Source organism: uncultured Chloroflexus sp. (assembly GCF_937951745.1).
Taxonomy (GTDB): Bacteria; Chloroflexota; Chloroflexia; order Chloroflexales; family Chloroflexaceae; genus Chloroflexus.
In genome coordinates this window covers 1-14,299 of the sequence record NZ_CALFBQ010000075.1, presented here as the reverse complement: position 1 = coordinate 14,299, position 14,299 = coordinate 1, and the positions used below count along the sequence as shown (strand labels likewise).

The following is a 14,299-nucleotide window of genomic DNA, read 5'->3' as shown; positions in this document are numbered from 1 at the left end:
CGACCCGAACGTCGTTGGCCGGTCGCTCCCGTTCCACCGCACGACCGACCCGCTCACGAAGTTCGTGCCCGTCACCGTCAGCGTAACACCGGCCCCACCCGCCGTCGCCGTCGTGGGACTCATACTCGTCAGCGTGGGCGCAGGATTCTCGATTGTGAAGGTAGCAGCATTTGAGATGACATTACCCGGATTAACCACCGTCACATTGACGGTACCTGCCGTTGCGATATCACTCGCGTCAATAGCCGCCGTCAACTGAGTACTACTCACAAATATCGTCGGAAGTGGGCTACTGTTCCAATACACAATGGAGCGATCCGAACCCGAACCATTGATAAAACCACTACCGTTGACAATCAACGTAAAAGTGCTTCCACCTACCGTCGCCGATGAAGGGCTGAGCGACGTAATTTGCGGCGTGGGGATCGAGTCGCCACAGATCACGAATGGCAAACCAACCACTCGCCCGCTAGAGTAATCAGCGCGCGGCGCCCATGTCCCCGGATCACCGCCGGTCAAGTTAAGTTGCCGGGCATTATCGCCAGCAGCAGCATTGGTGGGTGGCGTCCAAGGCCCGAGCAACGCTGGATCACCAGCTATCCCCCACTCGAGCCAATACGTACCCGGCAACAGCGAGGCATTGCCGAACGGCCACTGGATCGTGACCGCCATAATTGGTCGACCGGTTTGCAACAAATCGTTTGCCGGCACGCGGTAGACATTTGTCCATTGATTGCTGATGATTGTTCCATCAACTGGCCCGGCGATCACCGTGCCGCCATCGCCCGGAGGACCATTCCACAGTCGCAGATTGACCACACCGGTAATCGGCGAGGTAGTGGTGCTACTAATCTGATAGGCGTACAGCGTAATCGCTGACGGACGCCAACCATTGCCGGTCACAGTAAAATCATCAGCCAGCCGGGCGCGATTGACGCCATCAGGAGTGGTTTGCGTGCGGGTCGGATCAGCCAGATAGCCAAAACCGGTATCAGGGCTAACCGGCGAGCTCGTATCCGCCCCGCCGGCACCATTGCCAATTCCAGTTACAAACGTCCCGTTAGTAAATAGCGGCGTTGCTGAACAGGCCGAAGGAGGCACATTCGCCCGCGCCATCCGCGGCTGGATGAAACCAACGCCAATGAACAGCACCGTAACGAGACCAACCGCAGTCATCGCGCGGATGAACAGATTGAAAGAAGCGGGCTTCATTGCAGTTCCTTCCCGGTCACTGATTAATGGTATCGAGATTGCTCACGTGGTCCCAAGTGGTATCTTTCGGCAGACGAAGCAACCTATTGCGCAGATAGACCATCGTTAGGCAAGCCGATGGGTTGGCAAGCAAACCACGTGTTGTGGATAGCGCATCCCCAAATATGCAACCAATGCCCAATCCGTCCATCCCATCATCAGACCAACCCAAGACATAACCTAGAGTTAATTTTTTTATAGCCTAGCAAAATGAACTCACGATGAATACAACATTGCAATGGGGCTAACTATGGGACGCAAATCATACCAACCAGCCGGCTTTCAGCAAAGAGAATGCGCACCGCTAGGTGCGGTGCGCATCGTTTACACAAACGCGAGGTAAAGATATGTTACTGGCCCATCATCCGAACCACGCGCAGACTAGCCGCCGCATCAATCCGGGGCGTGTATTCAAGACCAACGTAACCGTTATAGTTATGTTCACGCAGGACACCAAAGATATGCTCGTAATTAATTTCGCCGGTACCGGGTTCGTGGCGTCCGGGCACATCAGCCACGTGAATGTGCCCAATCAGATCGAGGTTCGCGAGAATCCGCTGCGTAAGGTTACCTTCACTAATTTGTTGGTGATAACAATCAAAGAGCAATTTCACGTGGGGCAAACCCAACTCGCGCACAATGGCAAACCCTTCATCCGACGACCAGAGAAAACTGCCCGGATGATCGATCGGATTGCGCGGTTCGAGCAGCAGGTTAAGACCAGCATCGGACGCTGTCTCTGCCGCTTCGCGTAATGCCTCAAGCAAATAAGCGCGCTGGGTCGAGCGATCAAGATCCGCGCGGGCCATCCCGCCATGCACAATCAAATTATCGCACGCCAGATCAACCGCCAGCGCCGCGCTCCGGCTAATCTCATCACGGAATTGCGCCCGTTGGTCGGGATCATTCGGTGACGCTTCCGAGTTACCGGCAATCGCCACGCAGTGCAACCGCAGCGCCGTCTGCAAGGCGATAGTGATATTCATATCCTTGCCCCGCCGCGTCCAGAATTCATAGGCACGAAAACCGAGATCGGCAATATGTTCGAGCCGCTGTTCAAACGGACGATCGGTGAAGATCATATCGAGACAGACTGAAAAGCGGAGGGGTGCGAGGGTCGACATCTTCAACCTCACTTTTCTGCGCAACCACTGGGCTGGCGCCGGCGCCGCCGGTTCATTCGACAAAGGGTATCACCTTGCCGAGCTGCAAGTTTGCTCTATTGTACGTCCCATTATACCGTTGATCAACAATCTTGGCGGCTACTTACGCCGCCGCACGGCCTTGAGCAACGTTGCCACGGCAGTATCGAGCTGCCGGTCACGCCCGCTAGCCCACTCACCTAACGGACGGGCAATTTCTACATCCACCGGTCGCCCGCTGCCTTCGAGATCTTCGCCTTCCGGCGTGACCACATATAACCGCGGCAAACTCAGCCATGCCCCATCGAGCAATTGAATGCTGTACGTCCAGATCACCGCGCCGGCTGTCGGGCGTCCGACCACTTTCCCCAACCGCAACCGCCGGTAACTTTCACTCAGCATCTCGGTGTTGCTGGCCGACCGCTCATTCGTCACCAAAACGGTAGGTCGGTCGAGCACCCGATTACCGGCGAGATGGCTGGCATCGGTCGCCCCTAGATCGCGAAACCCGCTGCGCAACGCCGATCGCCGCATCAAGACATCGAGCACAAAGGTCGCCGTATACCCACCGCCATTGTACCGCACATCAATGATCACCCCTGCTTTACTGTGGGTTTCGGCGTCAAGATCAACTAGAAATTGCTGGTAAGCAGCATAGCTCATCTCTTCAATATGCACATAGCCCAACCGTCCGCGGCTGACCGCATGGACATATTGTTCGTTAGTCGCCACCCAATCGCGGTAGCGCAGCCGCTGGTAAGCATTGGCATTGATCGGACGCACCACAATCTCGCGCTCGGTTGCATCGGCAGCGCGCAATGTGAGCCGCACCCGCCTGCCGGCACTGCGGAGCAAGAGTTTGTGTAGCGAGAGCGTGGCCGTCAAGCGCGTTCCGTCAACTGCAACCAGCTCTTCACCGGGACGTGGCGGCTCGTTAGCCAACGCAGCGGGGCCATCGGGCAAGACTCGTTCCACCACCAACCGGCCCTCACGCAGCAGTGGTGCAGCCGCAAAGAGGATACCGATAAAGCCATCATCGCTCTCCCAGCCGTAGAAGCCGCTGCCGAGATGCGAGGCGCGCAGTTCACCCACCATCAAATTGATCAGCGTATGCAACTCTTCGGTAGTTTGCACTGCGCCAATCAAGGGCGCAAAACGTGCGCGAACCTGTTGCCAGTCTTGGCCGCGGAAGGTCGGATCGTAGAAGCTGTCGCGCAACTCGCGCCACGCCTCGGTAAAAATTTGTTCTTTTTCGCGATGAAAATCCACTTCGACTTCGGCCCGCAGCGATAACCGGTTCGGTTCGTTGCCGCCGGGGAAACGCCGCACCACCACTTGCCCGTCTTCGAGGTAGTAGAAACTCCGCCCGTCGGGCGCAAACTGCAAAAAGTTTTTCCGCGTATCGCTGGCGGTAAGCTGGCGCGGCGGCTGGCCGGCGCGCGGCTCGTCGAGCGGCATCGTCCAAATATCTACTTTGCCGGCCACCGACGCCAAGAAGAGCAGGTCTTTCCCATCAGGACTGATCGGGCCGGCGACCGCATTCATCTGTGGCGGCGTCAACAAGCGCAGTCGCCGCTCAATGCCCTCGTAGACAATCGGCTCAGCCGGCGGTTTCGCCGTTCTTACCTGATCATTGCTCTGTGCGTCGCCATCAGCGGGTGTTTCTTCCTTCTTTTCCTTATCGCGTTCAAACAACCGTTCAAACGCCGCCTCGCGGAAGACCGGTTGCGGCGGGCGCAGATCGACGCGCGCAATCTGCGATTCCAGCCGGTATTGTTCGGTAGTGAAAACGATGAAACTGCCGTCGGGCGACCAGCACAGATTGCCGCCGCCAATATTGCTCAAGAAGGTGATCTGGCGTGGCTCGCCGCCGGCAAGCGGCACAACGTAGACATTGCTAAACAGGTGATCGTCTTGGGCAATGAAGGCAAGGTAGCGCGAGTCGGGCGACCAGCACAGATCGGCGGCGACCGTAAACCGTGCCCGGCACAGCTCACGCGGTTGGCCGCCCAACTCTTCCAGCAGATCGATCGCCATCCGATCGCGAATATAAGCGACTGCATGGCCATTCGGCGCAATCCGCGGCAATAGCTTGGGTCGGCTATCGTTGGTTAACTGCATTTCCGCGCCGGTTTCAAAATCGTAGCCAAAGAGTTCGATCTCGCCGTGCCGATCTGAGAGGTAGACGAGGCTTTGCGAGTCAGGTGTCCATGCAATCGACCATTCACGGGCCGGGGTATTCGTAATACGAAAAGCCGGCCCCTGCCGCAGATCGCGTTCAGTCTCTTTATCGGCAAAGTCGGCAAAGACATCACCCCGCGCCACCAGCGCCAGCTTCTTGCCATCAGGGCTTAGCCGCACCTCGCTAAACCCGCTCGTCCAGCGTTCGATCCGCACCGGCGTGCGTTTCGTATCCACCCGCACCCGGATCGGGATGGGGGCCGCCTCACCACTGGTCGGATCGATCCGCCACAATTGGCCATCGCCCCGCTCGCAAACGATGACGCCGCTGCGCCGGGCGATCGCCGGGAAGAGCAACCGACCATCGCGAAAGCTGGTAATCTGGCGCGGCGCGCCATCGGTGAGCGGGATGTACCAGAGGTTCTCGTAACCATCACAATCACAGACGACGTACAACCCTTGACCGTTAGGCTCCCAGAGGGGCCAACCGAGCTTGCCGGCATACTTGAAACGTTGGCCAAACGGGCCGGCCAATTGGCGCAGTTCGCCGTAATCAGGTTGGGTTGGCCCTACCCAGATTTCGTTGGGAGAAAAGGGATGTGGGCCGCGCCGCCACCACCGCTCGCGCCGGTTGGTAAACGCCAACGTCTGGCCATCGGGAGATACCGCCACTTGGTCGAGTTGTTCATAAGGTTCGAGGTAGATCGGCGCTGGTGTCGCTCCCTGCACCCCCACCCGGTAGATTGCCAAGCCCATCTGCTCGATATCGCAGGAAAAGAACACCGCCTCGCCATCGCTCGCCCACGCTTCGGGGTAGCACGGCTCATCTTGAAAGGTAAGCTGGCGCGGCGCGCCGCCGGCGAGATCGAGAATGTACAAATCGCCGGTGCCGTCGCGTCCCGCAGCAAAGAGCAGGCGCTGGCCATCGGGGCTGAAGCGGGGCGCGTAATGGCGGGCCGGATGGGCGGTGAGCCGTTCGGCGGTACCGCCATTGATCGACACCAACCAAACATCGCCGGCAGTCACGAAGGCCAATTGCTGGCCATCAGGGTCGAGTGCCGGCTGACGTAAAAGAGCTTGTACATGGTTCACAACGAATGCTCCGTTAAAATAGCGAATAGCTCATTACGCAGGGGTGTCGCACCCCACCGTAGGGCGGCATGCATTCCGCCCCGGCACCCCGTTGGGGGCTTGTTCTTGCACAGGTGCGTGACCCCCGAAGCAATCTCCCCTCTCTACCCATTCATCCCGCTATCGCCGGGGATTAAGTCAGAGGCAAGCGGGTGGCGCTCCGCGCCCTCGCCTCTCCCTCGCAATGACATCAGAGCAACTGTGCGCCCCTTGTGCTCTTGGCGCCTTTGCGGATTCTCCCTCTGCGTCTTTGCCGCCCCTACACCTTTCTTACCGCTGCTCTTCCCAAGCAAACGCCCGCGCCAACACCGCCTCCACCAACCCCGGCGCCAAGCGCCCGACCAACAATGCCAACCGGTCGGCCCAGCTCACATAGGCGAGGCGCGGCTCAGTGCGGGCCGCGTGCAAGATCGCGCGCGCCACCGCTTCCGGTGGCACGCCGGGAGGCGCCATCCGGCGCCGCTCGCGGCCACTGCCCAGCCGGCGCTGATTGAAATCGGTGCGGGTCGTGCCGGGCCGCACCACCGTCACCACAATACCGCTGCCATGCAATTCGATGCGCAGCGCGTTGCTGATCTGCTCGAGCGCCGCTTTCGCAGCGGCATAGCCGCCTAAGTAGGGCAACGGCTGCACCGCCAGCACCGACGAGACGTTGATAATCTGGCCGCGACCGGCGGCGCGCATCACCGGGATGACTGCCTGCATCAACCAGATTGGGCCGAACAGGTCAACGGCTATCACCCGTTCCAGATCGGCGCGAGCAAGGTCACTCACCGGCCCGGTAAGACCAACTCCAGCGTTGTTGATGAGGATATCAACACGACCATACGTAGCAATTGCCTGTTCAACCAGCCGGTGGCAGGCTGCCGGATCGGCCACATCGGCGGGCACGGCGATCGCCTCCGGCAAAGTGGCGGCCATCTGTGCCAACGCATCGGCGGAACGGGCGGCCAAGACGAGCCGCGCACCGGCAGCAGCGAAACAGCGGGCGGTGGCGGCGCCAATACCGCTCGACGCGCCGGTGATGATAACAACGCGGTTACGTGGATCCATATATGATGATTTCCTTGGACGCACCACCGCTGAGGCACGCATCGCCGGATCGGGACACACCGCGGTGCGACCCTACAGGGCGGATTCGCGATCACGGAGGTGTTTACAAATGCCGGCCTTGATCGTTTGACCGGGCACCTCATGCCCCAACATCCGCTCTAGTTCGCGGGCCGTTGCCATCAACGCCGGCAGGTTCAAGCCGGTGTTAATGCCCATCTCATGCAACAAATGCACCACATCCTCAGTACACAGATTACCCGGCGCACCGGGGGCGAAGGGGCAACCACCAATCCCGCCAATGCTCGAGTCAAACAGATCAACTCCTAACTGCAAGCCGGCCAGCAGATTGGCCAAACCGGCCCCGCGCGCACTATGCAGGTGCAACCGCAACGGCTGGCGCGGGAAGCGAGCCCGAAACGCGCGCACCACCTCCTGCACTAGCAACGGGTGCGCCATACCGGTGGTGTCGCCGAGCGTCAACTGCTCAGCCCCCAAATCCAGCAAACGTTGGCAGAGATCGAGCACCCGCTCGACCGGCACGTCACCCTCGAATGGGCAGCCGAAGGCGACCGATAACACCGCATCAAACGGCTTGCCGGCCCCATGCACGAGCACAGCCATCTCGGCCACTTGCGCCAGCGACTGTTCGATGCTCATGTTGACATTACTACGGTTATGGCTCTCGCTGGCGCTTAGAAAGACTTGTACCACATCAGCGCCGGCGGCAATCGCACGTCGCGCCCCGACTACGTTGGGGGCAATCGCGCTGTAAACCACCCCCGGTCGCCGCGTAATGCCGGCAAACACCGCCTCGGTATCGGCCATCTGCGGCACCTGTTGCGGGCGCACGAATGCTCCTACTTCGATCGCCTGCAATCCAGTCGCCGAAAGCAGATCGATCAACTTGACTTTCTGCGCCGTACTGAGGACGACCGGCTCATTCTGTAACCCGTCACGCGGCCCCACTTCACGAATGTGAACGACAGCCGGCAGCGCGGCAATCTCCATAACGGTCATCATTGACCTCCCAAACGGTTGGCGGGAAGACGCAAAAGTTTGATTGATGTGACAGTATGGTAGATAGACGCTCGCGTTCTGTCAAATGCGCGCGGGCAGATATCGATACTCACCCTGTTCACCTGTAACTCAGTCGCCGGTCAAATCGTTGCACTGAAACACATCAGTAACTCTAGTGTAACCTATTCCTCTACGCTGACAACAGACCCGCACAACGCGAGGCATAAGAAATGGGAAGACAGCGGACAACGCTGAATGGAGGTTCCAATGGACTGGACAAAGCAAGCGAACGACATGATCAAGCTATGGACCGGCACGCAGCAGAAGGTGTGGGATAGCTGGATGGCATCAATGCAATACATGGCAGCTCCGCAAAGCCCGGAGGCTTGGCAGAAGACGGTGGATAGCTGGCGTGGAGCAGTTAAGCAGACGCTGGAAGCACAGGTTGAGCTGACCCGGTTGTGGGCCGAGACGGTTGCCGCCAACAGCGTCAATATGCCAACCATGCCGACGGTGCCGGGGATGCCGTCAATGCCCGGTATCAATCCGGTTTCACCCACTGCTGTCGTTGAGTGGAGCCGGCAGGTGCTGGAGATGACCCGCAACTTCAACGAGAGCCAAGCCCGCTTTATCGAGGGTTGGTTCGATATGCTGAAGAAGTCGGATCCGACCAATGTGATGCGCGGCTGGGACAGCACGCAGGTGCAGAAGGTGATGCAGAGCTGGCAAGAGGCGATGCAGCGCGTGATCGAGGCGCAGGCCGAGTTAGGCAAGGTGATGATGGGCGTTGTGAATGGTGCAATTGATAAGAAGTGATGACCGCTTACCCTCACCCCTAGCCCCCTCTCTCACCGGGTGAGAGAGGGGGCGTTTTTTCCATACCGCGAGCAGTGAGGGCCATACGCAAGCCGTAAAGCGAGCAACAGCGCTGAGGGTGCTCAGAAGACCCCCCACCCCCGCTCCTGCTAGCGCGGACGAGGGGGCCGGGGGGTGAGGACCAATCCCAGAGACGATCAGCAAGCAACAGCGCACAGATGCTCAACCCAAAGACGCGAAGCACGCAAAGACCGCAACGAGTCTGGGAATGGGAGGTAGGGAGGAGACTGTCTACTCCCCACCTTCTCTCCCCCAGCGGGGGAGGGGCTAGAGGTAGGGGCCATCAGCCCGCGCCGTGGGCTTCGTATCAAGTGCGGTTTTACCTCGTATCGGTCTACGATGCCATTCGGTGGGGGCCATCAGCCCGCGCCGTGGGCTTCGTATCCCTCGCCCAACCCTTCAGGGCCGGATTCCCCCCGCCCAGTGAGTGCATAAGCGGTACAGGGCCGCGCGGCGCGGACGTGTCGGAGGCCCACAACCACACAGCCGGCGCAGGCCGTGCGCTGCTACTAGTCTTCGCCAGAGGTACCGGACATCACGACGACCAACGGGCGCATGCGGGCGACCGGACGGATCAAACCGGCGGCGATCTGCACGTCCATTACTGACTCAATGTCTTTGTAGGCCAAGGGCGATTCATCAACGGACAAGCCGCGCACCAACACCCCCGCCTCACGCACAACCGCCGCCGCCATAGCCGGCGTGATTGTCCGCCGCGCTTCCGAACGGCTAAAGCGTCGTCCCGCGCCGTGCGCCGCGCTGGCAAGCGTCGCTTTATCGCCCAACCCTTCCACAATGTAGCTCGCCGTCGCCATCGAACCGGGGATAATCCCCAGCACCCCAGCTTCGGCTGGAGTTGCGCCCTTGCGGTGAATCACCAGACCATTCGGTTCCTCCCACGCGAAGTTGTGATGATTCTCAATCACCCGCTCGACGGAAACCCCAAATGCTTTGGCAAATCGGGCGTGGATAACCTCGTGATTTGCACGGGCAAAATCGCCAGCGAGACGCATCGCCAACAAATATTCTTGGCCAGCTTCGCTCTCGGTGCTCAACCAACCATACGTGCGCGGGATTCCCTTCGCGATCGCCGCCGTCTCGCGGTCAGCCAATTCAGCGTAGTAGTTAGCAATCTTCGCACCGACGCCACGGCTCCCGCTGTGGGTCAACAAGCCAACAAACGGCTTGCCGGTATCGATCCACTCCCCAACCACAATCTCAGCAAAATGGTTGCCGCCGCCTGAGGTGCCAATTTGCAATTTCGCCAACTCATGCAGCTCGCGCAACAGTCTGGTCGCTCGCCAGCGCGGATCGGATAAGATCGGGTGAGTCGCCACCGGCTTCTTGGGCGAACCGATCCCAAACACTGTCACCTTGGTGATGGTATCGAGCAAGTGCCGCTGCTCACGCCGCGCATCATCTGGCGTCAGCTCAGCAAAAATCGAGAGGTGCATGCGACAGCCGATATCAACTCCGACCTGATACGGAGCTACTGCACGGTCATACGCGATGACACCGCCGACCGGCAGCGCATACCCTTGATGGGCATCAGGCATCAACGCGCCGCGGATCGCCGGTGGCAAGCGCAACGCGGTGCGGATTTGATCAATGGCACCCGGTTCAACAAGATGCGCACCGATAATTTTCAGCGGCTGCGGCTGATCGCGCAACCGTAGTGTCGCCAGCGGTACACCGTAGCGAGCGGCAACCTCTTGCCGCACGGCTGCCGGTTCCATCCCGTCGCGCAACATCTGGTTGGCTGTGCGGCAGATCTGGCGAAAGGCCGGATGATCGGCATAATCGGCTAGCAGTTGGGCCGCCTTCATCGCTCTCACCTCCTTTCTACCAGAGGATAACAACGCGGCAGGGGTACTGCCGCGTTACGTCGTATGTGTGCGTTGTGAAACACTCGTAAATATTATATATCCTCAATCCCAATTCGCTATCACTGATGTTGATGGAACGCTCTCTGGCTGGCTTTCTCGCAGTCTATATTCTACATTCGAGTCAGTGAGAGCACCATCGGCGTGCGATCAAACATCCAAAACGCAACTGGAAATGCTAATCCTCCACTAACTGCCATAATGCCCCAAGCTACACTTAGCCAGATAGCACTCAACCACCAACCGATCAATCCAAAATATAGTGCGCGTATGAACAGCGGCAGTTGCTGCACCTGAGGCTGCTTCACAATAACCGTACCACCTTGGAGCGACACAGCGACCGTTTGCGTGCTCGGCTTCAGAGTCATCACTTGCGGTAAACGATTGAGCATCCAGAAACCGAGCGGAATACCGATAATTGTAACCATTGCCACCCAACCAATGAATGTCCAAATAGCTCCTAACCAGATACCAACGAAAAGAAAGTAAAGAACCCGTATTAGACATCCCGGCCCGCTTTTAGACTGGATAACGATGGATTGAGATGATTGGTGGTTATTCATCAAAATTCTGCCCCCTTGGTGATAATATTACATGGGATGCATATTGATATGTACAAAAAACTATGATCTGACTGTACTATGCAATTCATAACTTCGGTTAACCTTACGGTCTTGGCATCAGCCACACAAATTGGTATGGCGACAAAATAAACTCTTCGTTTACAGAAACGGATTGCTCACGTATCAGATCAAACAGTGCAACGCCGGGGCCGTACATGCGTAACAAATTGCCGGCAATCGGCTGCGAATATTCCGAGAAGTTGGCTAACACCAAGACCCGCTGCGATCCCGCTTGCCGCACGTAGGCCAACACGTGGCGGTTGTCGCTGCGCACGACTTCCATCGCGCCATCGCGCAAAGCGGGCAACGAAGTGCGCAGCCGGATCAACCGCACTAGTTCGCCAAAGATGCGACCGGAGACTGTGGCTGGGTCATGGCGCTGATCCATCGCAGCCTGATTGCGTGCGGGCCGGTGAACCCAACGGCTATCGCCAGCTTTGGCCGGATCGGTCACATAGCTGTAGTCATTGACCGTCCCCACTTCATCACCGAGGTAGAGCAGCGGAATGCCGCCGATGCTCAAGATGACGCTGTGTAAGAGTACGATCCGTCGAATCGCAGTATCAATCATGTGCGGATCGCCGCTACTCAACGCTTGCTCAAGCCCGGCCAACGAGGCAAGCGTGCCCGACACCCGCGCGTCACCAGTGTCGGGATTTTCTTGAAACGGCAACCCACGGGCAAACGAACCGGCAAAGCGACCGGTGTAGAAGGCATTGAGAAACTGGCGATGCCCCCATGGATCAATCCCGACTGCGCGCGCATCATTGTCGTCAAACGTCCAACCGATGTCGTCGTGCGAGCGTAGATAGTTGATCCACGCACATCCCGCCGGCAGTCGGAAGCGATGGCTGAGTGAATGGGTCAGCAATTTGACTTCGCGCGTCGCCAACGATTCCCAGAGCAACGCCATCAACAGCGGGTTATACGAAAGCTGACATTCGTGCGGGCTAATGTAGCTCAACACGTCGTCAGGATGGACAATCGCTTCGGATTTGAACAGGAGCGCTGGCGCAGCCACTCTGGCAATGGCATTGAAAGCCTGAATAATCTGGTGCGCTTCTGGTTGATTCTCGCAATTAGTGCCTATCCGCTTCCAGATAAACGGCACCGCATCGAGTCGCAGCACGGCTACACCCAGATTGGCGAGAAAGAGCATCTCGGTAGCCATCGCCCGAAACACCGCTGGGTTAGCATAATTGAGATCCCACTGAAAACTGTTGAAGGTTGTCCACACCCAACGCTGCATATCGGGTCGCCACGTGAAGCTACCACGACGCACCGTGGGAAAGATCTCGCGCAGCGTGCGCTCGTAAGCGTCGGGCATCGTGCGGTCGGGAAAGAGGAAATAGAACTCCTGATAGTCGGGATCGCCAGCCTGTGCCCGCCGCGCCCATTCGTGCTCGTCAGAGGTGTGGTTAAAGACAAAATCTAGCACCAGACTAATCCCAGCGCTATCTAGCTCACGGGCTAATGCGGCTAACTCTTCAGTTGTGCCGATCTGCGGATTCACCTCGCGGTAGCTACTCACCGCGTAGCCGCCGTCATTGTTTCCTTCCGGCACGGCAAACAGCGGCATGAGGTGCAGGTAGGTCAAACCCAACTCGTTGAAATAGGGGATAAACTCGCGCAGCCGGTTCAGTGTGCCGCAAAAGCGATCGACATAGAGCACGCCGCCCATCATGCGTTCGGACTGAAACCACTCACTATCGGCTTCACGCGCAGCATCGCGCTGCTTGAGCCAGAGTGGCCGCTCACTCCAACTCTGCGCCATCGCGATCAGCAGTTGTTCGAGATGATAAAAGAAGTCGTATTGGCTGCCGTACAAGCCGAGCAACAACTCAAACAGACGTGGCCATTCCCGGCTCAACCGCTGCTCGAATGCGGCCCAATCAGCGGCGTTGCCCCCGACAGCCGCGAACGCCTGCTCGACCCGCGGCAGCAACCGGGCCAACGACCGCGCTGCTTCGCGTGGTATCCGTTCCCACTCGTGCATACACAAACCTTACCACTCCACTGCCCGCTTTGACAGTTATTTCCGGCACAAGTATCGCCGAAAACGGTGAAACTGGCAATCGGTTAGCATCGCGCGGGCGCGCCGCGTCCGTAGGGCGGAATTTATTCCGCCCCTATCAACCCCCTCGGCGCGGTGGGTGTCCCCCCACCCCCGGCCCCTCCCCCACGCAGGGGAGGGGGGATGGTCACCCATCCCCGGCCCGACAGGCCCCCCACCCCCGGCCCCTCCCCCACCAGGGGGGAGGGGGGATGCCACCCACCCCCGGCCCCCTCGTGTCGCCCCCACCCCCTTGCCCCACCCCCCCAAGGGGGGAGGGGAGTATCCCCCCTCTCCCCTTGTGGGAGAGGGGGGCAAGGGGGGTGAGGGGACTATCCCCGCGTGGGAGAGGGGGGGCAAAGGGGGGTGAGGGGGTCCCCTTGGAGCGCGTAGGCATTTTGACCACCGAGCGCTGTGCGCCTGCGCACAAACCTCTTGTTAGGCGCATCTGGGTTGCGCCACTTCTAAAATGTGTTATACTGTTCAAATATGATACAATGTGCGCGTTCAACGCAACAACACAAACATGAGAGGGAATAAGGTGACGCTTTCGACATCCAAATTCCAACGGCTTTGTACAGCACGACAAGATTCTGCTTGCGCCGGACAAGAAGACCGACGACGCAGACCTAACGTAGGTACTAACTAATATGAGCACCACCATCTTTGATTTACACGCAGCAGTTTTAGCCGACTACGACAATTTCGTACGCTCATTCATTCAGATTGCCGACCCGCGCGCGCGGGAGTTTGTGGATCAGCAGCTCGGCGAGGAGGCGCGCCTATGGCCCGAGCCGCTCCTCCAGTTCAGCCCGGCCTACCAGCCCGGCTGCACCACTGCCGAACTGGCCGCCGAGGGCGTCATCCACCCCACCACCGCCGAGATCTTCCGCCGACCCGACGGCGCGCCGCTCAGGCTCCACCTGCACCAAGAGCAAGCGATCCGCTGCGCCGGCGACGGACAGAGCTTCGTCGTCACCAGCGGCACCGGCTCCGGCAAAAGCTTCACCTACTTCCTGCCCATCGTGGACTACGTGGTGCGCCACGGCCAAGACGACCACACGCTGGCCTTGGTGGTTTACCCGATGA

At 59.0% G+C, this 14,299-nt stretch carries 10 protein-coding genes; 2 read left to right on the top strand and 8 right to left on the bottom strand.

The annotated features are described in order from the left end of the window. The 5 genes from Q1A59_RS16335 to Q1A59_RS16315 form a co-directional block, all read right to left on the bottom strand. Positions 1-1,212, bottom strand: a 1,212-nt coding sequence (locus Q1A59_RS16335; protein ID WP_299645243.1) for an IPT/TIG domain-containing protein, incomplete at its 3' end; no start/stop codon positions are given. Positions 1,213-1,601: 389 nt separating this feature from the next. Further along, positions 1,602-2,375 (bottom strand): hydroxypyruvate isomerase family protein, encoded by a 774-nt coding sequence (locus Q1A59_RS16330; RefSeq protein ID WP_298401450.1) that lies wholly within the window; start codon positions 2,373-2,375, stop codon positions 1,602-1,604. 138 nt (positions 2,376-2,513) lie between these two features. After that, entirely contained in the window at positions 2,514-5,666 is a 3,153-nt protein-coding gene (locus tag Q1A59_RS16325; RefSeq protein WP_299645242.1) for a S41 family peptidase, read from the bottom strand. Positions 5,667-5,975: 309 nt separating this feature from the next. Further along, the gene (locus Q1A59_RS16320; protein ID WP_298401454.1) at positions 5,976-6,758 is read right to left on the bottom strand and encodes an SDR family oxidoreductase; all 783 of its coding nucleotides are present in this window, start codon (positions 6,756-6,758) and stop codon (positions 5,976-5,978) included. A gap of 72 nt (positions 6,759-6,830) precedes the next feature. After that, positions 6,831-7,775, bottom strand: coding sequence for a hydroxymethylglutaryl-CoA lyase (locus Q1A59_RS16315; protein ID WP_367280906.1), 945 nt, complete (start codon positions 7,773-7,775; stop codon positions 6,831-6,833). Between the two features lie 267 nt (positions 7,776-8,042). Here Q1A59_RS16315 and Q1A59_RS16310 point away from each other — a divergent pair, with 267 nt between their 5' ends. Continuing rightward, a complete protein-coding gene (locus Q1A59_RS16310; RefSeq protein WP_298401458.1) occupies positions 8,043-8,591 on the top strand; it encodes a hypothetical protein in 549 nt (182 codons plus the stop codon). A gap of 569 nt (positions 8,592-9,160) precedes the next feature. On the opposite strand, the gene Q1A59_RS16305 is transcribed toward Q1A59_RS16310, so the two are convergent. From Q1A59_RS16305 to Q1A59_RS16295, 3 genes are all read right to left on the bottom strand, one after another. Further along, on the bottom strand, positions 9,161-10,477 hold the full coding sequence (locus tag Q1A59_RS16305; protein ID WP_298401460.1) for an RtcB family protein: 1,317 nt from the start codon (positions 10,475-10,477) through the stop codon (positions 9,161-9,163). A gap of 170 nt (positions 10,478-10,647) precedes the next feature. Further along, positions 10,648-11,097, bottom strand: coding sequence for a YccF domain-containing protein (locus Q1A59_RS16300; protein WP_298401462.1), 450 nt, complete (start codon positions 11,095-11,097; stop codon positions 10,648-10,650). A gap of 103 nt (positions 11,098-11,200) precedes the next feature. Beyond that, positions 11,201-13,153: an alpha-amylase family glycosyl hydrolase gene (locus tag Q1A59_RS16295; protein WP_298401464.1), complete on the bottom strand. Its 1,953-nt coding sequence runs from the start codon at positions 13,151-13,153 to the stop codon at positions 11,201-11,203. A gap of 707 nt (positions 13,154-13,860) precedes the next feature. Between Q1A59_RS16295 and Q1A59_RS16290 the strand changes: the two genes are divergently transcribed. Further along, a partial coding sequence (locus Q1A59_RS16290; RefSeq protein WP_299645240.1) for a DEAD/DEAH box helicase occupies positions 13,861-14,299 on the top strand: 439 nt, incomplete at its 3' end.

What these genes read in the sequence shown, in the direction of transcription:
- Q1A59_RS16310 (WP_298401458.1), top strand. Translation starts at nt 8,043, where the DNA reads ATGGACTGGACAAAGCAAGCGAACGACATGATCAAGCTATGGACCGGC.
- Q1A59_RS16295 (WP_298401464.1), bottom strand. Translation starts at nt 13,153, where the DNA reads ATGCACGAGTGGGAACGGATACCACGCGAAGCAGCGCGGTCGTTGGCC.
- Q1A59_RS16330 (WP_298401450.1), bottom strand. Translation starts at nt 2,375, where the DNA reads ATGTCGACCCTCGCACCCCTCCGCTTTTCAGTCTGTCTCGATATGATC.
- Q1A59_RS16320 (WP_298401454.1), bottom strand. Translation starts at nt 6,758, where the DNA reads ATGGATCCACGTAACCGCGTTGTTATCATCACCGGCGCGTCGAGCGGT.
- Q1A59_RS16300 (WP_298401462.1), bottom strand. Translation starts at nt 11,097, where the DNA reads ATGAATAACCACCAATCATCTCAATCCATCGTTATCCAGTCTAAAAGC.
- Q1A59_RS16315 (WP_367280906.1), bottom strand. Translation starts at nt 7,775, where the DNA reads ATGACCGTTATGGAGATTGCCGCGCTGCCGGCTGTCGTTCACATTCGT.
- Q1A59_RS16305 (WP_298401460.1), bottom strand. Translation starts at nt 10,477, where the DNA reads ATGAAGGCGGCCCAACTGCTAGCCGATTATGCCGATCATCCGGCCTTT.